At 69.0% G+C, this 23551-nt stretch carries 20 protein-coding genes and 1 other RNA gene; 16 read left to right on the plus strand and 5 right to left on the minus strand.

The window, feature by feature from the left end; all coding sequences use genetic code 11:
* Positions 1 to 706: 706 nt before the first annotated feature.
* Both prfB and ACIQD6_RS22755 read left to right on the plus strand, forming a co-directional pair.
* Entirely contained in the window at positions 707 to 1813 is a 1107-nt protein-coding gene (prfB, locus tag ACIQD6_RS22750; RefSeq protein ID WP_401885039.1) for a peptide chain release factor 2, read from the plus strand.
* Between the two features lie 270 nt (positions 1814 to 2083).
* Positions 2084 to 2758, plus strand: a complete 675-nt coding sequence (locus ACIQD6_RS22755; protein ID WP_401885041.1) for a hypothetical protein — start codon at positions 2084 to 2086, stop codon at positions 2756 to 2758.
* A 148-nt stretch (positions 2759 to 2906) separates the two neighbouring features.
* Here the strand turns inward: ACIQD6_RS22755 and ACIQD6_RS22760 are convergent, their stop codons facing one another.
* On the minus strand, positions 2907 to 3101 hold the full coding sequence (locus tag ACIQD6_RS22760; RefSeq protein WP_401885043.1) for a hypothetical protein: 195 nt from the start codon (positions 3099 to 3101) through the stop codon (positions 2907 to 2909).
* Between the two features lie 296 nt (positions 3102 to 3397).
* On the opposite strand from ACIQD6_RS22760, the gene ftsE reads away from it, so the two are divergent.
* The 5 genes from ftsE (at position 3398) to ssrA (ending at position 7516) form a co-directional block, all read left to right on the plus strand.
* Positions 3398 to 4087 (plus strand): cell division ATP-binding protein FtsE, encoded by a 690-nt coding sequence (gene ftsE / locus ACIQD6_RS22765; protein ID WP_046503740.1) that lies wholly within the window; start codon positions 3398 to 3400, stop codon positions 4085 to 4087.
* A gap of 31 nt (positions 4088 to 4118) precedes the next feature.
* Positions 4119 to 5036: a permease-like cell division protein FtsX gene (gene ftsX / locus ACIQD6_RS22770; protein WP_401885045.1), complete on the plus strand. Its 918-nt coding sequence runs from the start codon at positions 4119 to 4121 to the stop codon at positions 5034 to 5036.
* A 67-nt stretch (positions 5037 to 5103) separates the two neighbouring features.
* Positions 5104 to 6426: a S41 family peptidase gene (locus tag ACIQD6_RS22775; RefSeq protein WP_401885046.1), complete on the plus strand. Its 1323-nt coding sequence runs from the start codon at positions 5104 to 5106 to the stop codon at positions 6424 to 6426.
* A gap of 59 nt (positions 6427 to 6485) precedes the next feature.
* Positions 6486 to 6965 carry an SsrA-binding protein SmpB gene (gene smpB / locus ACIQD6_RS22780; protein WP_401885047.1) on the plus strand — a complete coding sequence of 160 codons (480 nt, stop codon included), beginning with the start codon at positions 6486 to 6488 and terminating at the stop codon, positions 6963 to 6965.
* Positions 6966 to 7123: 158 nt separating this feature from the next.
* Positions 7124 to 7516: a transfer-messenger RNA gene (gene ssrA, locus ACIQD6_RS22785) on the plus strand.
* A gap of 63 nt (positions 7517 to 7579) precedes the next feature.
* On the opposite strand, the gene ACIQD6_RS22790 is transcribed toward ssrA, so the two are convergent.
* Positions 7580 to 7933, minus strand: coding sequence for a hypothetical protein (locus ACIQD6_RS22790; RefSeq protein ID WP_401885049.1), 354 nt, complete (start codon positions 7931 to 7933; stop codon positions 7580 to 7582).
* Complete coding sequence (locus tag ACIQD6_RS22795) at positions 7930 to 9009, minus strand: MFS transporter (RefSeq protein ID WP_401885050.1); 1080 nt, start codon at positions 9007 to 9009, stop codon at positions 7930 to 7932. Before ACIQD6_RS22795 ends, ACIQD6_RS22790 begins: the two co-directional genes overlap by 4 nt.
* A gap of 103 nt (positions 9010 to 9112) precedes the next feature.
* On the opposite strand from ACIQD6_RS22795, the gene ACIQD6_RS22800 reads away from it, so the two are divergent.
* The 4 genes from ACIQD6_RS22800 to ACIQD6_RS22815 all read left to right on the plus strand — a co-directional run bounded on the left by ACIQD6_RS22800 (position 9113) and on the right by ACIQD6_RS22815 (position 14646).
* Positions 9113 to 10078 carry a LysR family transcriptional regulator gene (locus ACIQD6_RS22800; RefSeq protein ID WP_401885051.1) on the plus strand — a complete coding sequence of 322 codons (966 nt, stop codon included), beginning with the start codon at positions 9113 to 9115 and terminating at the stop codon, positions 10076 to 10078.
* A 474-nt stretch (positions 10079 to 10552) separates the two neighbouring features.
* Positions 10553 to 11044 carry a hypothetical protein gene (locus tag ACIQD6_RS22805; protein ID WP_401885053.1) on the plus strand — a complete coding sequence of 164 codons (492 nt, stop codon included), beginning with the start codon at positions 10553 to 10555 and terminating at the stop codon, positions 11042 to 11044.
* A gap of 234 nt (positions 11045 to 11278) precedes the next feature.
* Positions 11279 to 13456 carry a bifunctional polysaccharide deacetylase/glycosyltransferase family 2 protein gene (locus ACIQD6_RS22810; protein WP_401885559.1) on the plus strand — a complete coding sequence of 726 codons (2178 nt, stop codon included), beginning with the start codon at positions 11279 to 11281 and terminating at the stop codon, positions 13454 to 13456.
* A complete protein-coding gene (locus ACIQD6_RS22815) occupies positions 13453 to 14646 on the plus strand; it encodes an acyltransferase (RefSeq protein ID WP_401885054.1) in 1194 nt (397 codons plus the stop codon). The genes ACIQD6_RS22810 and ACIQD6_RS22815 overlap by 4 nt, the downstream gene beginning before the upstream one ends.
* Before the next feature lie 88 nt (positions 14647 to 14734).
* Here the strand turns inward: ACIQD6_RS22815 and ACIQD6_RS22820 are convergent, their stop codons facing one another.
* Positions 14735 to 16102, minus strand: a complete 1368-nt coding sequence (locus ACIQD6_RS22820; RefSeq protein WP_401885056.1) for a SufS family cysteine desulfurase — start codon at positions 16100 to 16102, stop codon at positions 14735 to 14737.
* Positions 16089 to 17474: a family 2B encapsulin nanocompartment shell protein gene (locus tag ACIQD6_RS22825; protein ID WP_401885057.1), complete on the minus strand. Its 1386-nt coding sequence runs from the start codon at positions 17472 to 17474 to the stop codon at positions 16089 to 16091. Before ACIQD6_RS22825 ends, ACIQD6_RS22820 begins: the two co-directional genes overlap by 14 nt.
* 497 nt (positions 17475 to 17971) lie before the next feature.
* Here ACIQD6_RS22825 and ACIQD6_RS22830 point away from each other — a divergent pair, with 497 nt between their 5' ends.
* The 5 genes from ACIQD6_RS22830 (at position 17972) to ACIQD6_RS22850 (ending at position 23529) form a co-directional block, all read left to right on the plus strand.
* Entirely contained in the window at positions 17972 to 19351 is a 1380-nt protein-coding gene (locus ACIQD6_RS22830) for a nitrate/nitrite transporter (protein ID WP_401885059.1), read from the plus strand.
* Between the two features lie 283 nt (positions 19352 to 19634).
* A complete protein-coding gene (locus tag ACIQD6_RS22835) occupies positions 19635 to 20774 on the plus strand; it encodes a uroporphyrinogen-III synthase (RefSeq protein WP_401885060.1) in 1140 nt (379 codons plus the stop codon).
* A gap of 208 nt (positions 20775 to 20982) precedes the next feature.
* Entirely contained in the window at positions 20983 to 21585 is a 603-nt protein-coding gene (locus ACIQD6_RS22840; RefSeq protein WP_401885061.1) for a CGNR zinc finger domain-containing protein, read from the plus strand.
* Between the two features lie 508 nt (positions 21586 to 22093).
* Positions 22094 to 22681 carry a sigma-70 family RNA polymerase sigma factor gene (locus tag ACIQD6_RS22845; RefSeq protein ID WP_401885063.1) on the plus strand — a complete coding sequence of 196 codons (588 nt, stop codon included), beginning with the start codon at positions 22094 to 22096 and terminating at the stop codon, positions 22679 to 22681.
* Complete coding sequence (locus ACIQD6_RS22850) at positions 22678 to 23529, plus strand: zf-HC2 domain-containing protein (protein WP_401885065.1); 852 nt, start codon at positions 22678 to 22680, stop codon at positions 23527 to 23529. Before ACIQD6_RS22845 ends, ACIQD6_RS22850 begins: the two co-directional genes overlap by 4 nt.
* Positions 23530 to 23551 lie beyond the last annotated feature (22 nt).

The raw sequence follows: 23551 nt of genomic DNA on the forward strand, positions 1-23551 counted from the left end.
GCGGGGTGCGGTGCGCCGTCCGGCGGGGTGCGGGTGCGGTGTGCCGTCCGGCGGGGGTGCGGTGTGTGGTGGGTGCGGGGGCCGCGGCCTCCGGAGGCGCATGTCCGGACTGCATGATTTACGCCGCGTGCGGGTGTGCTTTTCGGGTGCGGGTTCGTGAGCGGCACAAATCACGCTCTACGTCCGGACACGTCACCTCCTGCGACCCCGTCCCCCTCCCGTCGGTTCCTTGTCTGCGGGCCGGCTCTTGGTTCCGTACGGCCGCCCCCGGTAGGGATCTCTGCCCCAGCCCGGTGGTGTGGGGCTGGGGTGGTCTCTCCGCCCCGGGCTGGTGGGGTGAGGTGGGGGCTGAGGTTGGGGTGTGGGTGCGGGTCTGGGGTTGGGGTGCCTGGGCGTTCTGGTTGGGTCGTCCGCCGGCGAGTGAGCCGAAGGGGCGCGCCGCTGTCGTAAGGGAGAGCGCGCGCACGCCCCGAGGAACGAGGGGGCGAGCACGGTCGACCGTCGACAGCGGCTTGCGGCGCCCCGGAGGCGAACCGAGCCCTGAAAAAGAAGGCAGCGCGCGGCGGTGCGGAGACGTCGGCCTTCGCACCGAGTCTGTTGAACTTCAGCCCGCTCCACGCCCGTCCCACCCGGCCCCGGAGGCGAACCGAGCCCCAAAAAAAATGGCCGGGGGAGGGTTCCCGCGCTCAGCCGTTACGCTGGACCCGTGGCAGTCGTCGATGTATCCGAAGAGCTGAAGTCCCTCTCCTCGACCATGGGGTCGATCGAGGCCGTCCTGGACCTCGACAAGCTGAGGGCAGACATCGCTGTGCTCGAGGAGCAGGCCGCGGCCCCGTCCCTCTGGGACGATCCGGACGCGGCGCAGAAGATTACGAGCAAGCTTTCGCACCTCCAGGCCGAGGTCCGTAAGGCGGAGGCGCTGCGCGGGCGCATTGACGATCTTGAGGTGCTCTTCGAGCTGGCCGAGGCCGAGGACGACGCCGATACCCGTGCCGAGGCCGAGTCGGAGCTGGAGTCGGTGCGTAAGGCGCTGGACGAGATGGAGGTCCGTACACTCCTGTCCGGCGAGTACGACTCGCGTGAGGCGCTGGTGAATATCCGGGCCGAGGCGGGCGGCGTCGATGCCGCGGACTTCGCCGAGCAGCTTCAGCGGATGTATCTGCGCTGGGCCGAGCGGCACAACTACGGCACCGAGGTGTACGAGACGTCGTACGCGGAAGAGGCCGGCATCAAGTCGACCACCTTTGTGGTCAAGGTTCCCTACGCGTACGGAACGCTCTCCGTGGAGCAGGGCACGCACCGTCTGGTCCGTATCTCGCCGTTCGACAACCAGGGCCGCCGGCAGACTTCCTTCGCGGGTGTCGAGGTGCTTCCGGTCGTCGAGTCCAGTGACCATGTCGAGATCGACGAGTCCGAGCTGCGCGTGGATGTCTACCGCGCCTCGGGCCCCGGCGGGCAGGGCGTCAACACCACCGACTCCGCGGTCCGGATCACGCACGTGCCGACCGGCATCGTGGTCTCCTGCCAGAACGAGCGCTCCCAGATCCAGAACAAGGCGAGCGCCATGAACGTTCTCCAGGCGAAGTTGCTCGAACGCCGCCGCCAGGAGGAGCAGGCCAAGATGGACGCGCTCAAGGGGGACGGCGGCAACTCCTGGGGCAACCAGATGCGTTCGTACGTTCTGCACCCGTACCAGATGGTCAAGGATCTGCGGACGGACTTCGAAGTGGGCAATCCCCAGGGCGTGCTCGACGGCGAGATCGACGGATTCCTGGAAGCCGGAATTCGCTGGCGCAAGCAGCAGGACAAGTAAATTCACGCTTTGTCGACAAGGGAACTGCCGTCCGAGGGGCGGCAGTTCCCTTTTATGTCACAGTTGCATCCCCGCATGCCGGACAACCGGCGTGATACCGGTCATTGCGCGCGCAATGACCTTGACGCGTATATGAAAAGTCGGAAAGCTGACGCGGCATGCGTAATTGATGGGGCGCGTGAGATCGGGGGCGGAGTGACAGGGCCCCCAGCGGCCGCTGCCCCGGACGCTGCACCAATTGACGTATGAGCTACTGGGGGTAGCAAGCAGATGACCAAGAAGACGCGCATCCGCGTAGCGCGTATCGCCGCCTGCGCGGTGATCGCCGCGGGTGCCTCGCTGACCGCTGCGGGTGCCGCTCAGGCCACCGGCATCGACGTCGGTCTCGGTATCTCCGAGGACGGCATCAACGCCGACGTCGGTCTCGGTATCGGTGACGAGACGCCGACTCCGCCGACCGAGGTGCCGACCCCTCCGACCGAGGAGCCGACCCCGCCCACTGAGGAGCCGACCCCGCCGACCGAGGAGCCCACTCCTCCGACCGAGGAGCCGACCCCCCCGACGGAGGAGCCCACTCCTCCGACGACTGAGGAGCCCACTCCTCCGACGACCGAGGAGCCGACCGGGGAGCCGGGCGAGCCCTCGGAGGACCCGTCCAGCCCCTCCACGACCGACCCCGGCAACGGTGGCGGTACCGGTGGCGGCAACGGTGACGACGGTGCGAGCACCTGCACCGTCGACCTGGACGGTGCCGAGTGCGCCGACAACACCGACACCGACTCGGCCGGTTCGCAGCCGGTGGAGCAGGGTGCCGCCAAGGAGGAGCTCGCCGAGACCGGCGCCCCCGAGACGGCGTTCCTGCTCATCGGTGCCGCGACCATGATCGCCGGTGGCATCGGCTTCCGGATGCTGCCGCGTCTGGCCGGTGGCCGTACCGTCGCGTAGTCAGCGGCGGGACCCGCGCGGCGTCTGAGTACGGGCGGCGCGCGGGACACACACGTACATCAGGTACGTCATGTACTTCGGGTACGTAGAAGGGCCCGGACGCGGAAAGCGTCCGGGCCCTTCGGTGTGCCCGGGTGAGGGCCGGCTGTCAGGCGGGCTGGTGCGCTGCCACCAGCGCCATCGCCGCCACGAGCAGCACCAGCAGGGTCAGCAGAGCCACCGGGCTCAGACCCCCCAAGGGGCCCTGGTGCTGGAGGCGCTCCCTGTTGGCACGGCATACGGCGCACCTGCCCTCACTGACAGGTCCCGCGCAGTTGGCGCACACCAATCGGTCGTAGGTCATGCGCATTCCTCCTCACCGCGCGGCGGAGCCGCTGTCAGTGTTACTCCGCTCAACGCTCCGGGGAACACGACCGTTCCCCCTTCTACTTTGCCAGTTCCCCACGCTTTCGGCGCGGCCGACCGGATTCCGCCAAGACCGTCACGGGTGGCGGCCCCGGCCGATCTGTGATAAATCGCCCAAGACGGGGCGTCGGCCCGTTCCGGAACCGGCCTCGGTGGCGGATGCGGACTGCGCGGGTCAGTCGGGTTCGCGTAAGGTCTCGCTCACCTACTCCCGGCCGACCGTGGTGTGCATCAGTGATCCGATTCGACAACGTCTCCAAGACTTATCCGAAGCAGAACCGCCCCGCCCTGCGTGATGTCTCCCTTGAGATCGAGAAGGGGGAGTTCGTCTTCCTGGTCGGCTCCTCCGGTTCCGGTAAGTCGACTTTCCTGAGGCTGCTCCTCCGTGAGGAGCGCACCAGCCACGGCATGGTGCATGTCCTCGGCAAGGACCTCGCGCGCCTGTCCAACTGGAAGGTGCCGCAGATGCGCCGCCAGCTCGGCACGGTCTTCCAGGACTTCCGGCTGCTGCCGAACAAGACCGTGGCGGAGAACGTGGCGTTCGCGCAGGAGGTCATCGGGAAGTCCCGCGGCGAGATCCGCAAGTCCGTCCCCCAGGTCCTCGATCTTGTCGGCCTCGGCGGCAAGGAGGACCGGATGCCCGGCGAGCTGTCCGGTGGTGAACAGCAGCGCGTCGCGATCGCGCGGGCCTTCGTCAACCGCCCGCTGCTGCTGATCGCGGACGAGCCGACCGGCAACCTCGACCCGCAGACCTCGGTCGGCATCATGAAGCTGCTGGACCGCATCAACCGCACCGGCACCACCGTGGTGATGGCGACTCACGACCAGAACATCGTCGACCAGATGCGCAAGCGCGTGATCGAGCTCGAAAAGGGCCGTCTGGTGCGCGACCAGGCGCGCGGCGTCTACGGCTACCAGCACTGAGCATCGAAGTACCGAAAGCTGAAAGGACGCCATGCGCGCCCAGTTCGTCCTGTCGGAGATCGGCGTCGGTCTCCGCCGAAATCTCACGATGACCTTCGCGGTCATCGTGTCCGTGGCCCTCTCGCTCGCCCTGTTCGGCGGCGCGCTGCTCATGCGCGAGCAGGTCAGCGTGATGAAGGACTACTGGTACGACAAGGTCAACGTCTCCATCTTCCTCTGCAGCAAGAACGACGCGACCACCGCGCCCAAGTGCACCAAGGGCGCGGTCACGGGCGAGCAGAAGAAGCAGATCCAAACCGATCTGGACAAGATGGACATCGTCGACACCGTCCACCACGAGACGTCCGACGAGGCGTTCAAGCACTACAAGGAGCGGTACGGCGATTCCCCGATCGCCAGCACGATCACGCCGGACCAGATGCCGGAGTCCTTCCGTGTCAAGCTCAAGGACCCCGAGAAGTACAAGGTGGTGGCGACCGCCTTCGCGGGCCGGGACGGTGTCGAGTCCGTCCAGGACCAGCGGAATATCCTGCAGAACCTCTTCGATCTGATGAACGGCATGAATATCGCCGCGCTCTGTGTGATGGCGCTGATGCTGGTCATTGCGCTGATGCTGATCGTGAACACGGTTCGCGTATCGGCGTTCAGCCGCCGACGTGAGACCGGGATCATGCGGCTCGTCGGCGCGTCCAGTTTCTATATCCAGATGCCGTTCATCATGGAGGCCGCGTTCGCCGGACTGATCGGCGGTGTGGTCGCCTGCGGCATGCTGCTCCTGGGGCGGTACTTCCTGATCGACAACGGTCTCGCCCTCGCCGACAAGATGGAGTTGGTCAACTTCATCGGCTGGGACGCGGTGCTCGCCAAGCTGCCGCTGGTGATCGCGATCGGTCTGCTGATGCCGGCCGTGGCCGCTTTCCTCGCGCTGCGCAAGTACCTCAGGGTGTGACAAGTGCCCTTGGCGTGGTGCCGACAAGTACCGTTGGGTCGCCCGGGGTTGTCCTAGACTCAACGCCATGTCGGGCTCCGAGTCGCACCGAATGTCCCGCGGTCCAGGCCGCGGGGCGGCCCTGACTTTGCTTTTCGCGAGCGTGCTCGCCACGGGTGTCGCCACCAACTCCCTGCCGCGCGAAGGGGATACGCCGTCCGACGGACCGACCCGGTCCGTGGCCTCGACGGCCGACCGCGACGAAGTCGCGAGAGCGGCGGCCGAGGCCGTGGCCGACGGCAAGTCCGCCACGGAAGCGGCGGAGGAAGTCGTCAGCCGCAGCGGTGACCGCTGGGGCGCGGTGTACGACAAGAAGGAGTACGAGGAGTTCGAGCAGGCCCTCGACGGTGAGTACACCGGAGTCGGGCTCTGGGCCCGGCGGGCCGCCGGCGGACTGATCCAGGTGACCCGGGTCGCGCCCGACGGCCCCGCGGCGAAGGCCGGTATCGGGCCCGGTGACATCATCCGGGACGTCGACGGGGCGGGCGTCTCCCGGCGGCCCGTCACGGAGGTCATGGCGCTGCTGCGTGGCGACGACGAGAAGGTCACCGCGAAGGACGACAAGGTCACCGCGGAGAGTGACAAGAACGTCACCGCGAAGAGCGGCGAGGACGCCACCGCGAAGAGCGGCAAGAGAAGCGACGGGAAAGACGGCGCCAGGAGCGGCACCGGTGGCGGGAGCACTCCGGCCGGGGCCTCCGTCGTCGGTACGTCTGTCGCCGTGGGCCTGGAGCGCGACGGGCACCGCTGGACGGAGAGCCTGCGCCGGGCCCGGCTCGCCACCGAGTCCGTGTCGGTCGACACGATTGAGGGCGGGGCGCTGCGGATCAAGGTCGAGTCGTTCACGAAGGGCTCGGGCGAGCGGGTCCGGGACGCGGTCCGGGAGGCCCCGAAGGGCGCCGGTGTCCTGCTCGACCTGCGGGGCAACGCGGGCGGACTGGTCACCGAGGCCGTCAAGGCCACCTCGGCCTTCCTGGACGGCGGCCTGGTCGCCACGTACGACATACGAGGCGAGCAGCGCGCCCTCTACGCGGACGCGGGCGGTGACACCGGCCGGCCCGTGGTGGTGCTGGTCGACGGCGGCACGATGAGTGCCGCCGAGCTGGTCACCGGAGCCCTCCAGGACCGTGGCCGCGCCGTCACCGTCGGTACGCGCACCTTCGGCAAGGGCTCGGTCCAGATGCCGAGCACCCTGGCCGACGGTTCCGTCGCCGAGCTGACCGTCGGCCACTACCGCACGCCTTCCGGGCACGGTGTGGACGGCCGGGGCGTCACGCCGGATCTGCAGGTGAGCGAGCGCGCCCAGGAGCGGGCCAGGACGGTACTGAGCGGGCTGGGCGGCACGCCGTAGGGCAGCACCGTAAGGACAGGCGTAAAGGAGTTGCGCCGGGGTGCGAAAATGGCGGGACTATGGCTAAGGAAAAAGGGCGCAAACTGATCGCGCAGAACAAGAAGGCGCGGCACGACTACCTCATTATCGACACCTACGAGTGTGGTCTCGTGCTGACGGGTACCGAAGTGAAGTCCCTGCGTCAGGGGCGGGCCTCACTGGTGGACGGCTTCGTCCAGATCGACGGGCACGAGGCGTGGCTGCACAACGTCCATGTGCCCGAGTACAGCCAGGGCACATGGACCAACCACACCGCCCGGCGTAAGCGCAAGCTGCTGATGCACCGCATGGAGATCGACAAGCTGGAGTCGAAGTCGCAGGAGACGGGTCACACGATCGTGCCCCTGGCGCTGTACTTCAAGGACGGCCGGGCGAAGATCGAGATCGCGCTGGCGAGGGGCAAGAAGGAGTACGACAAGCGTCAGACGCTGCGGGAGAAGCAGGACCGGCGCGAGACGGACCGGGCGATCTCGGCGGCGAAGCGGCGGGAACGGGCCTGACCCGCCGGAGTCCCGCCCGCCCCGTCGCCGCCCGCTCAGGCCGGTCGGCACCCGCCCCGGCGGAATAGGCTGGCACCGTCGTGCGTTGGTCACGTACGATGGGTCCCGTACCCCACAGCGGGTACACGCCCGGAAGCTGGCATTTGAAAAATCAACATGGGGATGATCGGTTTCGACAGCGGATGTCGAAGCAGGGGAAGCGAGTCGAGGAAGCGGCAATGATCTCGTTAACCATATGTCGCAAACAATAATCGCCACTTCTAAGCGCGATTCCTCCGAAGCCTTCGCTCTCGCTGCCTAATTAGCAGCTAGACGAAAGCTCCATATGGAGTGTCAGCCCGGGGCTGTTCCCGACCCGGATCCTGGCATCAACTAGGGAACTAAACTTCTGAGCCCGGTCACGGGGCACAGAAGGAAATCAAACAGTGACTGAGCCCGTCGGAGACTTGTCCGTGTGATCTCCGGGGCCGAGAAAATCGCAGCGGACTGCACTCGGAGAAGCCCTGGTTCCGCACCGTTGGACGCGGGTTCGATTCCCGCCATCTCCACAATTCCCATGTGAGGCGAAGGCCCCGCTGCTCCGGCAGCGGGGCCTTCGTCGTGCCGTAGTGCCGTCAGGCGGGGACCGCCCCACGAATCGGGCGCGCGGCGGCGACCGCCGTCAGCAGGGCGAGTGCCGCCGCACAGAGTGGTACGGCGTATCCGTGGGCGGGGTCGGTGTACTCCACGGTCCGGCCGCCGGTCGCCGCTCCCGCCGCGATGCCGGCGAGCAGGGCGGTGACCGCCAGGGTCATCCCCTCGTTCAGCCGTCCCTCGGGGGTGAGGCGTTGGACGAGTGTCATGCCCGTCACCATGATCGGCGCCGTCGCGGCGCCCGCGACCAGCAGCCCGCCGGCGAGCAGCGCCAGTGTGCCCGGGCCCAGGTCCGTGGAGGCGGCGAGCAGCGGCAGGGTCAGCAGCGCCGTCATCGCGGCGACGCAGAACACCAGCCGGTGAGCGAGGCGTCGGGCAGGTCGCAGGGAACCGAGGAACAGCCCTGCCGCGCACGACCCCGCGGCCTGGAGCGCGAGGACCGGCCCCGCCCACGCCTGATGCCCGCGGTCGTCGGCGAAGGCGAGCGTGACGACCTCCGTCGAGCCGAAGACCGCGCCCGTGGCGAGGAAGACGGTGAGGAGCGCGGCCATCGCGGGGAGAGGACCGGGGTGCGCGCCAGGTCCGTACGGCCGGTGGCGGGCGGTTCGGTGGAGCGCTGCGCGGCGAAGATCAGTACGCCGGTCAGCAGCAGGATCGCGCCGGTCAGGGTGCCCGCCTCCGGGAAGAGCGTGGTGCACAGGAGGGCGGCGAGCACCGGGCCCAGCATGAAGCAGAGTTCGTCGGCGGCCTGTTCGAAGGAGTTGGCGGTGTGCAGGGCCGCCGCGTTCTCGGGGGTGCGCTCGCGGTGCAGATGGGCCCAGCGGGCGCGGGACATGCCGCCGGTGTTGGGGGTGGTGGCGGTGGCGGCGTAGGACACGAAGAGGGCCCAGTCGGGCGCCCCGTACCGTACGCACAGCAGCAGGGCGAGCGAACCCAGCACGGCGATCGCGGTGGCCGGGACGGCGACACGCCGTTGTCCGTACCGGTCGACCAAGCGGGCGGTCCAGGGCGCGACCAGGGCGGTGGCGGCGAGGCCGGTGGCGGTGACGGCGCCGGCCAGGGCGTACGAGCCGCGCGACCCGGCGATCATGATCACAGCGCTCACGCCGAACATCCCCATCGGGAGCCGGGCGAGGAGATTTCCGGCGGTGAAGGCGCGGGTGCCGGGGATCGCGAAGAGCCGCCTGTAAGGGGCAGCGCGAGTGCGGGAGCCGGGGCTCGTGGGCCGACCGGGGCTCGTGCGGCGGCCGTTGGGGCCGGCGGGGGTGTCCGTGCCGGGGGTCGTACCGGAGTCTGCGTCGGAGCCTGTGCTTCGGCTGGAGCCCTTGTCCGGGGCGTGCCTCTGGGCCAGGACCAGGGTGTGACCTGTGACGGTCATCAGCGGCGAGGGGGCGTCGGGTGAATGCGGCATGTCCTCACCCTCGTGGCACTCTCCGTGTCCGGTCCAACACCTGATCAGAGGCCATTCACGCATGGGTGTTGTGAAACGCGGGCCGCCCCCGGTTGAATACGGCATGCCCCGAGACATCGATCCCCGGCTGCTCCGTTCCTTCCTGGCCGTCGCCGAAGACCTGCACTTCACCCGGGCCGCCGCTCGGCTCTACGTCGCTCAGCAGGCTCTCAGTCGCGATATCCGGCGGCTGGAGCGGATGTTGGGCGCCGACTTGTTCGTACGGACCACCCGGCAGGTGACGCTGACGCCCGACGGTGAACGGCTCCTGCCGTACGCCCGGCGGGTGCTGGCGGCTCAGGACGAACTGCTGGCAGCCTTTGCGGGGGAGGCGCGGCCGCTGCTCGTCGACCTCAACAGTGAAGGGATGACGTCCGGTCGCGTGCTGGCCCTCGCCCGTGAACTCGCCCCGCGCCACGAGCTGATGGCCCGCTTCGAGAGCGGTCTCACCGGGGCCGCCACGAGCATCCTCGCCGGGCGGATCGACGCTTCCTTCGGCTACGTCGACGGTCTCACGCCCGCGCTGCGCTCCGGTCTGTCGTACCAGTTCGTACGGTACGAGCCGATGGCCGTGCTGCTTCCGTACGATCATCCGCTGGCCGCCCGCACCGAAGTGCCGCTCGGCGCGCTCGCCGGGGAGACCGTCTACGCGGGGGCGGGCAATCCGGCGACGCCGGAGTGGACGGAGCTGGCGCGGCAGCTCTTCGCGGGCCGCTCCGTCGAGATCGCCCCGCCGGCGCCGATGGCGGCGGGGGCGGAGGAGTTCGGGCGGGTCATGGCGAAGAAACGAACACCCGTCCTGGCTGTGGTGAATTTTCCGGTATTGCCGGGTGCGGTGCTGTGTCCGCTGGTGGACCCCGTACCTCTGTCACCCGTGTGGCTAGTGTGGCGCAAGGGGCTGAATCACCCTGGAGTGGACGCTCTGCGTGCCGCTGCGGCCACTCTGGCGAAAAGTGAAGGTTGGCTGGAACGCCCCCTTGGCAGTTGGCTCCCTACCACTGTCGCCACGGCGATGGGCGATAACTCGTGAAGGTTCATTCGGACGCACCGGCGTGCGCTACATTCGCCTTCCGAGTGCGGTGTGGTAGGGGGGCGCTCGGTCCGGGTGGGGACCCGGCCGAGGGAGAAAAGCAGCCGGCCATGCGCGCACTCATGACGTTCAGTGGTGGGGGATGTGCGTACTGCAATGGAAAAATGGCGAGAAGATGCCCGTACCGGGCATATACATGAGCCGAACGATGTCACGTTCGAGCTCGACGGGCTGGGGCGACAGCTCTCCGAACTCCCGGCGGGAGATTCTCCCGTCTCGGAGGCGGATTCTGTGCAGAAAATTGGTTCACATGCGCCCGATGGTCCAGTTTTTGTTGATTCAAGCGGTCGCCGGAGTAAAAAACTCCGTCGGGCCGGCTGGGCCGTGTCCCTCGCCTGTGCCTGCTACGCGATGGCGGTGATAGCCGCCCTGGTCGGCGGAAACTCCAGCGCTCCCTGGCTTCGGATACCCGGGGTGGCAGAGAAGGAGAGCGCGGACAAGGTGGTGGTTCAGCCAACCCCTACGGTCGGCGCAACCACATCCGCGACGCCCGGCGCGACGGATGTCACGCCCTCGCCGACGGACGCGAACGGCGCCGTCACCGTGCGGCAGCCCTCGGGCAGCGGTTCCGGCGGCTCCGGTGGCACCACGGGCAAGCCCGGTACGGGGGCGTCGAGTTCGGTGAAGCCGCCCAACTCCTCGGCCGGTACGGGCAGTACGGCCGGCACCGGCGGCAGTACCCCCGGGCCCGGATCGTCGTCCCCGTCCGGCGGCGACGCGAGTGGAGGAACGGGGACAGGCGGCGCCGGAGGAACCGGCGGCACGGCCACTACCGGTGGTACCGGTGGCGGGACGACGGACCCGCCCTCCGAGCCGAGCCCGCCGCCCGCCGAGCCCACCGGGCCCGTGGCGACCACGCCGGTCCAGGAAGGCGGCCGGACGATGGCCGCGGAAGGCGCGCGGTAGATGACATCCACCGGCAGACGTGCCCGTCGGCGCGACGACGGGCAGGACCTTGAAGGCCGACGCGCAAGCGGCGGAAGTGCCGTAAGCGACGGAAGCGGCGTGAGCGGCGGAAGCGGCGTGAGCGGCGGAAGCGGCGTGAGCGGCGGAAGCGGCGGAAGCGGCGTGAGAAGTGGGAGCGGTCGGAAGGGCTCGCGCCGGGGCAAGAGCGGGAGCGTCAAACGGCGCAAGCTGCCCATGCGTTATCTGCTGCCCTCACTCATCCTCGTCGCGCTGCTCGCGATGCTGATGCTGCGCGGCTATGTGCACAGCGAGATCCTCGCCGACCACCGCGTACGCCCCCCGGCCGCCACCGACCAGGTGCCCGACCGGATCCTCGACGGCGGCCCGGTCATCGACGCGCGCGCCGCGACCCCCGCCAAGTCGCTGGACATCCCGGACCGCAGACTCGTCCTCACCTTCGACGACGGTCCCGACCCGGAGTGGACGCCCAAGGTCCTCGACAAGCTGAAGAAGTACGACGCACACGGCGTCTTCTTCGTCACGGGCACCATGGCCTCCCGCTATCCGGCGCTGGTGAAACGGATGGTGGACGAGGGGCACGAGGTCGGCCTGCACACCTTCAACCATCCCGACCTCTCCTACCAGACCAGTTCCCGTATCGACTGGGAGCTCTCGCAGAACCAGCTGGCACTCGCGGGCGCGGCGGACATCCGCACGTCGCTCTTCCGGCCGCCGTACTCCTCCTTCGCCGACGCCATGGACAACAAGTCCTGGCCGGTCGCCCGTTACCTGGGCGGCCTCGGCTACATCACGGTGCTCGACACCATCGACAGCGAGGACTGGAAGCGGCCCGGCGTCGCCGCGATCGTCGAGCGGGCCACGCCCAAAGGCGACCAGGGATCGATCGTGCTGATGCACGACTCCGGAGGCGACCGCTCGCAGACCGTCGCCGCGCTGGACCGGTACCTGCCGGAAATGCGGGCCAAGGGATTCACGTTCACCAACCTCACCGAAGCGCTCGGCGCGCCCAGCGCCCACACCCGGGTCACCGGACCGGAACTCTGGAAGGGCAAGGCATGGGTCGGCGCCGTGACCCTCTCGGACAACATCACCGGTGTCCTGGTGGTCGGGCTGTCCGTGATCGGTGTGCTCGTCCTCGTACGGTTCGGCCTGATGCTGGTCCTGTCCTTCGCGCACGCGCGCAAGGTGCGCCGCCGTGACTTCCGCTGGGGCGAAGCCGTCACCGAACCGGTGACGGTGCTGGTGCCCGCGTACAACGAGCGCGAGTGCATCACCAACACGGTGCGCTCGCTGATGGACAGCGACCATCCCATCGAGATCGTCGTCATCGACGACGGGTCGACCGACGGGACCGCGGACATCGTCGACGCGCTCCGGCTGCCGAACGTCCGTGTCGTACGCCAGGAGAATCAGGGCAAGCCCGCCGCCCTCAACAACGGCATCGCCCACGCCCGTCACGACATCGTCGTGATGATGGACGGCGACACCGTCTTCGAACGGTCCACCGTGCGCGAGTTGGTGCAGCCCTTCGGCGACCCGCGCGTCGGCGCGGTCGCGGGCAACGCCAAGGTCGGCAACCGCGACCGCCTCATCGGTTCCTGGCAGCACATCGAGTACGTCATGGGCTTCAACCTGGACCGCCGCATGTACGACGTGCTGCGGTGCATGCCCACCATCCCCGGCGCGGTCGGTGCCTTCCGGCGCCAGGCGCTGGAACGCGTCGGCGGGATGAGTGACGACACCCTCGCGGAGGACACCGACATCACCATGGCCATGCACCGCGACGGCTGGCACGTCGTGTACGCGGAACGCGCCCGCGCCTGGACGGAGGCGCCCGAGTCCGTACGGCAGTTGTGGTCGCAGCGTTACCGCTGGAGTTACGGCACGATGCAGGCGATCTGGAAGCATCGCCGGGCGCTCGTCGAACGCGGCCCCTCCGGTCGCTTCGGCCGGGTCGGTCTGCCGCTGGTCTCGCTGTTCATGGTGCTGGCACCCCTGCTGGCGCCGCTGATCGACGTATTCCTGCTGTACGGCCTGGTCTTCGGCCCCACGCAGAAGACGATCGTGGCCTGGTTCGGCGTCCTGCTCGTCCAGGCGGTCTGCGCGGCGTACGCCTTCCGGCTCGACCGGGAACGGATGAGGCATCTGATCTCGCTGCCCCTCCAGCAGATCCTGTACCGGCAGCTCATGTACGTGGTGCTGCTCCAGTCCTGGATCACGGCGCTCACCGGCGGCCGGCTGCGGTGGCAGAAGCTGCGCCGTACGGGCGTGGTGGAGGCACCGGGCTCGATCCCGGCGCCGCGGGGGCGTGGCGCGGACGCGAGTGCCGGTGTGGGTGCCGGTGTCGGTCCCCGTACGGGCGCGGACACCGATCGGAGGCCGGTCGCGTGACGTCGTCTCATTCCGTGGATACGGGCGCGGGCGAGGGCGTGGGGGCGAGTACGTCCACCACATCAGCCACACCTGTCACGCGGGCTCCGTCCGGCCGGAACCGTTACCTCGACCTGCTGCGCACGGTCGCGCTGGTCCGCGTCGTGGTGTTCCACATGTTCGGCTGGGCCTGGCTGACATTCCTCTTCCCGTCCATGGGCGTGATGTTCGCGCTGGCCGGATCGCTGATGGCCCGGTCGCTCTCCCAGCGGCCGGCGCCGGGCGTCCTACGGAGCCGGCTGCGCCGACTGCTGCCGCCGATGTGGGCGTTCGCGCTGGTCGTCGTACCGATGATGTTCGTGATGGGCTGGCGGCCGGCCAGGGACGAGGGCCTGTGGTGGTTCGCCGAACTGGCCAACTACCTCGTCCCGTTCGGCGCCCCGCCCTACCCCGCCGAGAGCGGTGACGCGGGCGGTCTGCTGGACTCGTCCTGGGCGGACCAGGCGGCGGGCCCGCTCTGGTACATCCGCGCCTACCTCTGGTTCGTACTGGCCTCGCCGCTGCTGCTGTGGGCGTTCCGCAGGGTGCCGTGGGCGACGCTGGCCTTCCCGGTCCTCCTGACGGCCGTCCTCGGCACGGGCCTGGTGGAGGTCCCCGGCGAGACGGGGGAGGCTCTCACCGACTTCGGGGTCTTCGGCGCCTGTTGGGTGCTGGGTTTCGCCCACCACGACGGCATGCTCCAGAAGGTCCCGCGCTATGTCACGGTCTGCCTGGTGTTCTTCACCATGGCCTTCGGTCTGTGGTGGGCCTCGGGTCATCTCACCGACGAGGGCTGGAACCTGGACGAGATCCCGCTCGCGCAGGCGACCTGGTCGCTCGGTTTCTGTGTGCTCCTGTTCCAGTACGCCCCGTCCTGGCGGGAACTCCCGGGCAGGCTGGCGCGGTTCGACTCGGTGATCACTCTCGCCAACAACCGCGCGGTGACGATCTATCTCTGGCACAACCTGCTGATCATGGCGACGGTCCCGATCATCGACGAGCTCTGGTACCTGCCGGGCATCGACGCCTTCGGTACGGAACTGGACGCGGCGTACCCGGTCTTGACGCTGGTCCTCGTCTGGCCCCTGCTCGCGCTGATGATCCTCGTGATGGGCTGGGCCGAAGACGTGGGGGCCGGGCGCCGGCCACGGCTGTGGCCGAACGGCCGGTAGGCGGGGTAAGCGCGTAACGGATTCCGGGGGCCGGCTGCGGTGGCACCGTCAGGCACCACCGCAGCCGGCCCCTCGGAAGGGACAGGGATCAGGCGGCGGTCTCCCGCAGGCGCATCAGTGACTGGACGAGCCGGTCGACGTCCTCGGGGGTGTTGTAGAGGGCGAGCGAGGCCCGCGCCGCACTCTCCAGTCCGTAGTGCCGCAGCGCGGGCTGCGCGCAGTGGTGACCGGCCCGGATGGCGATTCCGTCCTGGTCGAGCCACTCGGCGATCTCCGCCGGCTCATGTCCCGCGAGGGTGAAGGTCAGGACGGCGACCCTGCCGGGTGCGGAACCCAGGATTTCCATGCCCGGCAGGGCGGCCAGAGCCTGCTGGGCGTAGGCGGCGAGGTCCGTCTCGTATCGGGCAACCGCCTCCCGGTCGAAGGAGGTCAGCCACTTGAGGGCGGACAGAAGGCCGACGACTCCGGCGATGTGGCCGGTGCCGGCTTCGAACCGGTGCGGGACGGGCGCGTAACTGGTGTGGCCGAAGTCCACCGAGTCGATCATGTTCCCGCCGCCCTGCCAGGGCCGCATGCTCCGCAGTACCTCCGGCTTGGCGTACAGGGCGCCGATGCCGGTGGGCGCGAACACCTTGTGCCCGGAGAAGGTGTAGAAGTCGGCGTCCAGGTCCTGGACATCGACCGGGAAGTGCGCGACCGCCTGGGCTCCGTCCACGAGCACCTTGGCCCCGTAGCGGTGGGCCAGCGCGGTCATCTCCCGGACGGGGGGCACGGTGCCCAGGACGTTCGAGGCATGGCTGAGCGCGACGAGCTGGGTGCGGAAGGACAGCAGGTCGGCGTAGGCGTCCAGGTCGATCTGGCCGTCCTGCTGGAGGGGTACGGGGACCACCCGGGCCCGTCGCTCCTTGGCGATGTGCTGCCAGGGAACGATGTTGGAGTGGTGTTCGAGCACCGGGACCAGGATCTCGTCGCCGGGGCCGAGGTTGTCCCGCCCCCAGCTCTGGGCGACGAGGTTGATCGCCTCGGTCGTTCCGCGGACGAAGATCACGCTCTCGGGTGCGGGTGCGCCCAGCAGATCCGCGACCGCCGCGCGGCCTTGTTCGTATCCCTCGGTGGCTTCCCGCGCCATGGTGTGCGCGCCGCGGTGGATGTTGGAGTTGGCGGAGGCGTAGTAGGTGGTCAGTGCCTCGATGACCTGACGTGGCTTCTGGGTGGTGGCGCCGTTGTCGAGCCAGACCAGGGGGTGGCCGTTGACCGTTCGGTGCAGGACGGGTATGTCCTTGCGCGCCATGTCCGGGGAGAAGGCGCCGTGACCGCCGGGCCCTGCGGGAGGCTGCTCCGCGATGGCGGCAGCGGGAGTGGCAGGGGCAGCGGGAGCGGGGGCGGCAGAGGGGACAGGGTCCGCCGCGGGCGGGCTTCCGGGAGCTTCGCGCCCCGCGAGGTCACACGTAGTCATGGTACTTGGACACCTCGACGTTCTGCAGGACGGCGGTGGCGTCCTCCACCAGCACGGCGGCGTTGAAGTAGGCCGTCATCAGATACGAGTTGATGCCCTTCTGGTCCATGCCCATGTTCCGCATGGCCAGGCCCGGTTCCACCTCGTCGGTCACCTTCGACGGGCGCAGCCCCACCACACCCTGCTCGGCCTCGCCCACGCGCATCAGCAGGATCTCGGTGGTGCCCACGCCGGCCCGGCCGGAGAAGCGCACCTTGTCCGAGGGCAGCAGCGGCACACCGCGCCACGTCAGCAGGGGGCTGCCGAACCGGGTGTCCGTCAACGGGGGCACTCCCCGGCGGGTGCACTCCCTGGCGAAGGCGGCGATCGCCCGGGGATGGGCGAGGAAGTACGCCGGTTGCTTCCAGACCCTGGTCAGCAACTCGTCGAGGTCGTCGGGCGTGGGTGCGCCGGTGCGCGCCTGTACGCGCTGGCCGGGGGCGACGTTGTGGAAGAGGCCGAATTCCGGGTGGTTCAGCATCATCGCCTCCTGGCGCTCGCGCAGCGCCTGGACGGTCAGATCGGCCTGGGACCTGGTCTGGTCCATGGGCTCGTTGTAGAGGTCGGCGACGCGACTGTGCACGCGCAGCACGGTCTGGGCCAGGCTCATGTGGTACTCGCGTGGGGTGTCCTCGTACTCGACGTACGTTCCCGGCAGGTCCGGTTCGCCGACGTGGCCCGAGGCGAGGTCCACCGGCACCTCGGATCCCGGCTCCGGCGCGCCGTCGGCGGTGTAGGCGTCCAGCGCGGCTCGCAGTCGCTCGTCGCGGTCGCTGAGCCGGGACAGCTCACCGCGGCCGATACATAACGCCACTCCGCGCGTCAGCGCCTTGACCTGGTGGGGCATGGGGGCGTCGCGGGTCCAGGAGGCGAGGTCGAAGAACTGGCCGTCTCCGATCACCTCCAGGACGGCTTCCTCGCCGTAGCGGCCGGTGACCCGCTTCTCCGCCTTGCCCTGGACGAACACCCACAGCTGCTCGCAGGGTTCGCCTTCCGTGGCCAGGACCTGTCCGGCCTCGAAGGTGACAGCGGTGAACGAGCCGGCCAGTTCGGTGAGCAATTCCGAATCGGCCTCGCGCAGGTAGGGAATCTCCCGCAGATCCTCGACCACGACACGGTGAGTGCCGTTGTCGCTGTAGCTGCTGATCCTGTCGTCGCCCAGCACGAAAGTGCGGCGACGGTTGACGCGGTAGACGCCGGACTCGACGTCCACCCAGGGCAGCGCCCGCAGCAGATAGCGCGGGGTGATCGCGCGCATCTGCGGCCGGGTCTTGGTGGTGGTGGCCAACTGCCGTGCGGCATCGGGACCGAGACTCAGCTGGTGATCGTTCATGGTGACCTCCGGAGAGACGGTGGGAATCAGTGCCCCGTCACCATCACGTCTGCGATCATCCGCCACAATCGATCAGGTGATCGCAGCAGTCTTGAACTCTTCGAACGTTGAACGGACGCATTCACCACTACGTGCACCCGTCCTGCCGTCTTCCCGCGATCACGAGCCGATCACGAGCCGATAAGGAGGGAGCAAGGGGGGAACGCCCGTAAGAGAACGGCGCCGAAGGTGCCTCTGAGCGGGAATGCCGACAGCACACAGTCGGCCTAAAATAATCCATTCGATTAATGTGTAATTCATTTCGTGTGATTTATATGGTGTCGGGTCGGCTCTCGCGTGGGACACCGTCCGAGGGGACGACTCCGACCGGCTGCTCACAGTCATGTCCAGGCACGGGTGAGAGCAAGGTTGCGCGCTGGTCACCTTGAGGCATCGGGGCGAAACGCGTCGTACCTACGGTCAGGAACCACCATTCGATTCCCGTCCGTGGAGGCGTGATGACTGCCCCGACCACCACCACCGCAGCGCGCGAAGGAGGCCGCTGGATCGAGCAGTGGGATCCGGAGGACGATGCCTTCTGGAAGGACACGGGGGAGCGGGTGGCCCGGCGCAATCTGGTCTTCTCCATTCTCTCCGAGCACATCGGTTTCTCCATCTGGACCCTGTGGTCGGTCATGGTCCTGTTCATGGGGCCCGAGTACGGCGTCGACCCCGCCGGGAAGTTCTTCCTGATCGGCATGGCCACCCTGGTCGGCTCGATCGCACGGGTGCCGTACACCTTCGCCGTCGCACGGTTCGGCGGACGCAACTGGACGATTTTCAGCGCGCTGATGCTGCTCCTGCCGACCGGCGCGGCCTTCGCCGTGATGGAGCCGGGGACCTCGTACACCACCTTCATGATCGTCTCCGCGCTCACCGGGGTCGGCGGCGGAAACTTCGCCTCGTCGATGACCAACATCAACTCCTTCTTCCCGCTGCGGCAGAAGGGCTGGGCGCTGGGCCTCAACGCGGGCGGCGGGAACATCGGGGTGCCGGTCGTCCAGCTCGTCGGGCTGCTGGTGATCGGGACCGCCGGGGCCGCGCAGCCGCGGATCGTCCTCGGGGTGTACATCCCGCTGATCGTCGTCGCCGCCGTGTGCGCGGCCCTCTTCATGGACAATCTGGCGCCGGTGAAGAACGACACGGGGGCGGCCAAGGAAGCCGTACGCGACCGGCACACGTGGATCATGTCGGTCCTCTACATAGGGACCTTCGGGTCGTTCATCGGATACAGCTTCGCGTTCGGCCTGGTGCTCCAGACGCAGTTCGGGCGTACGCCGTTGCAGGCCGCGTCGATCACGTTCATCGGGCCGCTGCTCGGTTCGCTCGTACGGCCCGTCGGCGGCAGGCTCGCCGACCGGTACGGCGGCGCCCGCATCACCCTGTGGAACTTCGCCGCGATGGCCGCCGCGACCGCCGTCGTGGTCTTCGCCTCGCTGATCGAGTCGCTGAGCGTCTTCCTCGTCGGGTTCGTCGCGCTGTTCCTGCTGACCGGGCTCGGCAACGGGTCGACGTACAAGATGATCCCCGGCATCTTCCAGGCGAAGGCGCTGGACCAGGGCATGACCGGTGAAGCGGCCGCCGCGTACGGGCGTCGGCTGTCCGGGGCGTCGATGGGCCTGATCGGCGCCGTCGGGGCGCTCGGCGGGCTCGGCATCAATCTCGCCTTCCGGCAGTCCTTCCAGACGGCGGGCACCGGCACCGCGGCGTTCGTCACGTTCCTGCTCTTCTACGCCGTCTGCGCGGGTCTCACCTGGGCGGTATACCTTCGAAAGGTACCGGCCGGACCCGTCCGGGCCACCGGGACGAAGCCCGGGCTCAGCTACGCGGAGGTGTGATCCGCAGGCCGGATCCGCTCACGGGCCGCACACGGGGCCGCTCCACGTGGTGGAGCGGGACCCGGTGAGGCCGGACGCGGCGGAGCGGTACGTAACAACGCCGACATGCGGGCGAACCGAGCCTGTCACGCACCCTTGACAGGGTCGGTCGCTTCAGCACGAGTGAGACGAAACGAGCAGTACGAGCTCGGGTATCACGGGCACGGGTCATACGAGCACGGGCAACACGAGCACGGGTAATACGAGCGGGACGACACGAGTGGGACACGAGGTGAGGAGAGGTATGAACGCCGAGCAGCACGGCCCCCTCGCCGGATTCACGATCGGCGTCACGGCGGCACGGCGGGCCGAGGAGCTCGGCGTGCTGATCCAGCGCCGCGGCGGCTCCGTCGTACACGCCCCCGCGCTGCGGATCGTGCAGCTCGCGGACGACGCGGAGCTGCTCACCGCCACCAAGGAACTGATCGACCAGGTGCCCGACGTGGTCGTGGCGACGACCGCGATCGGCTTCCGGGGCTGGGTGGAGGCCGCCGACGGCTGGGGGCACGGCGAGGACCTGCTCGCCTGTCTGCGCGGCGTCGAGCTGCTCGCGCGCGGGCCCAAGGTGAAGGGCGCCATCCGGGCCGCCGGGCTCACCGAGTCCTGGTCGCCGTCGTCCGAGTCGATGGCCGAGGTGCTGGACCGGCTCCTGGAGGAGGGCGTCGAGGGCCGCCGGGTCGCGCTGCAACTGCACGGCGAGCCACTCCCCGGATTCGTCGAGTCCCTACGGGCCGGGGGCGCCGACGTCGTCGTCGTACCCGTCTACCGCTGGATGCCCCCACAGGACATCGCCCCCGTCGACCGCCTCATCGACGCGACCCTCGCGCGCACCGTGGACGCCGTCACCTTCACCAGCGCGCCCGCCGCCGCCTCGCTGCTCTCCCGCGCCGAACAGCGCGGACAGCTGCCGGAACTGATCGCCGCCCTGCACCACGACGTACTGGCGGCCTGTGTCGGGCCCGTCACCGCGCTGCCCCTCCAGGCGCACGGCATCGACACGGTCCAGCCGGAACGCTTCCGGCTCGGGCCGCTCGTCCAGGTGCTCTGCGCGGAGCTGCCGGGACGCGTCAGGGCGCTGCCGGTCGCGGGCCACCGCGTCGAGATCCGGGGCCACGCCGTGATCGTCGACGGCGATCTGCGGCCGGTGCCGCCCGCCGGGATGGCCCTGCTGCACGCACTGAGCCGCCGGCCCGGCTGGGTGGTGTCCCGGGCGGAACTGCTGCGGGTGCTCCCGGGCGCGGGCCGCGACGAACACGCCGTCGAGACCGCGATGGCCCGGCTGCGGACCGCGCTGGGCGCGCCGAAGCTGATCCACACCGTGGTCAAGCGCGGCTACCGGCTGGCGCTGGACCCGTCCGCCGACACCAAGTACGCGGATACGTGAGGTACGGGGAGCGAGGCTCCCGCACGACGGCCCGCCGGACGCGGCCGCGCCATCATGTGCGCGGCCGCTGATCCATGTCCGGTGCCAGGGGTTACGGGCGCGCCCCGGGGCAGGCACTCTGAAGAGGACGGCACTGCACGGCGCTGCGACACGACACAGCACGGCACGACACGGCACCCACCGGTGAACCCGAGGCGGTGACAGGCGCATGGCGGCGGGCATGGGCTCGATGGGCTCGTACGAGTGGCGGTTCGACTCCGGGCGCGTCTGCCTGGACCTGGTGGCGACCGGAGAGGCGGCCTCACGAGGGTGGGAGCGGCTCGACGGTTCCGTACCGCTCGGCCGGTGGCTGATCGCCGCCGGCCTGCTGCCGGAAGGCACGAGGCTCGCGCAGGCGGACGCCCGCTGGGTACGGTCCTTCGCCGAACTGCGCGCCGCGATCGAGCGGTTGGTGCGCGCCGAGATCGAGGGACGCGAGGCGTCCGCGGCCCTGGAGCGGGTCAACGCGCTGGCCGCCGGGCCCCCGTTGGGGATCAGGGCCGTACGGGGCGCGGACGGCACGCTCGTACGGGCGTTGAGCGCCGAGCCGGCGTGCGAGGCGCTGCTGGCCGCCGTGGCCAGGGACGCCCTGGAACTGCTCACCGACCCGGCCGCGCGGGCCCGGCTCCGGCAGTGCGAGGGGGACAACTGCCGGCGTGTGTATGTGGACACCTCGCGGGGCCGGCGCCGCCGTTGGTGCTCCAGTGAGGTGTGCGGCAACCGCGAGCGGGTAGCAAGACACCGTCGCAGGGCGGCGCTGACCCAGGCCTGAACAGACCCGAACCCCGGGCCTGTTGTGGCCCGGAGACCCAGGCCTGAACAGGCCGGAGATCCAGGCCTGAACAGACCGGAGATCCAGGCCTGAACAGACCGGAACCGGACCAACCCAAACCCGGGCCGGCCCGCCTCGAAACCGAACGCGGGCGCGATCCGGGCCTGAAGCCTGGTCAACTCGGCCGGATTCGGGGTTCAACCCGGGCGTGTTGCCGTACGAGGAGCACATGAGGGGCGCGCGGAAGCCCTCGCCGCCCTCGTTATCGCAAGGTTCTTGCGCGATTTTCGGCCAAGTGCACACAGGTTCTCTGCGGCTTCTGGACAAGACCTCCATGGGCTCTACATGGAATCTGCATAGGGTCCGGACCGGGGCGGAACCGCCCATGCCGCCCCCTGACGCCCGTAAAAGATCTTGAAAGTTTTTCCCGGCTCATTGAGCGTCCCCGGGTGTGTACCCGTAGTCATGAGGGAGAAGCAGCCATGAAGGTCTCGACCGGGAGGTTTAGGTGCGCAAGGATGCGGCCGTGGCCGATGACCGCCCTCACCGGGCCCGACACCGGAGCGCGACACCGCGCACCAACTCTCCCGCGCCTGACGAGGAGTTGATGCGAGCTCTTTACCGGGAACATGCCGGACCGCTGCTCGCCTACGTCATGCGTCTCGTCGCGGGCGACCGCCAACGAGCCGAGGACGTCGTGCAGGAGACGCTCATCCGTGCCTGGAAGAACGCTGGTCAGCTCAACAATGCGACCGGCTCTGTCCGACCCTGGCTGGTGACGGTCGCCCGGCGCATCGTCATCGACGGTCACCGCAGCCGGCAGGCCCGGCCGCAGGAAGTCGATCCGTCACCGCTGGAGGTCATGCCCGCGGAGGACGAGATCGACAAGGCGTTGTGGCTGATGACGCTCTCTGATGCACTCGAGGATTTGACCCCTGCTCACAGGGAAGTCCTCGTAGAGACGTATTTCAAGGGACGTACGGTCAACGAGGCGGCCGAGACGCTCGGCATACCCAGCGGGACCGTCCGCTCACGCGTGTTCTACGCACTGCGTTCCATGAAGCTCGCGCTGGAGGAGAGGGGGGTCTCTGCATGACCACGCACGAGCAGTACGGACGGGGCGACGAAGGCACGGTGCACGAAGCCGTCGGCGCGTATGTACTCGGCATTCTCGACGAATCGGACGCCATCGCCTTCGAGGCTCATCTGGCCGGCTGCCGGGTGTGCGCGGTCCACATGGAGGAGTTCGCGGGGATGGAGCCGATGCTGGCTCTTCTCGCGGACAACCCGGACCCGTTCGCGTCCCTCGCGCCACCGGGCCCACCGGGCCGGATGTCTCCACCGGGCCAGATGTCCCCACCAGTCACACCCCTGTCCCAGTTGCCGACGCCCTCCGTCTCCGTACAGCCCACTCCCAGCCTCCTCGACAGCCTCGTCGACGAGGTCGCCGTCAAGCGCGCCCAGCGCAAGCGTCGGGGCATGTATCTGATCGCCGCCGCCGCGGCGCTGATCATCGGCGGGCCCCTGGGGGTCGCCACCCTGTCGGGCGGCGAGAAGGCGACCGGCGTGGAGGCGCGTCCCACCACCCTGGGCGAAGACTTCAAGCTCATGACGGACAAGGTCAGCGGTACGGACGCCACCACCGGGGTCAGCGCGACCGTCGCCATGGATCCGAAGGCCTGGGGGACGGAGGCCGCCCTGGAGCTGAAGAACGTCAAGGGCCCGCTCAAGTGCAGCCTGATCGCTTTCTCCAAGACCGGTGATGAGGAGGTCATCGCCTCCTGGTCGGTGCCCGAATGGGGATACGGCCTCCCGGACAGCCCCAACCCGGCCGGAAAGAGCCCCCTCTACATCCAGGGCGGTACGGCCATGGACCAGGACGACATCGATCACTTCGAGGTCCGTACGTTCGACGGCAAGCGACTGGTCGAGATCGACGCCTGACATACCCGCCCCCTTCGCGTAC

Source organism: Streptomyces sp. NPDC088400 (genome assembly GCF_044753355.1).
Classification (GTDB): domain Bacteria; phylum Actinomycetota; class Actinomycetes; order Streptomycetales; family Streptomycetaceae; genus Streptomyces.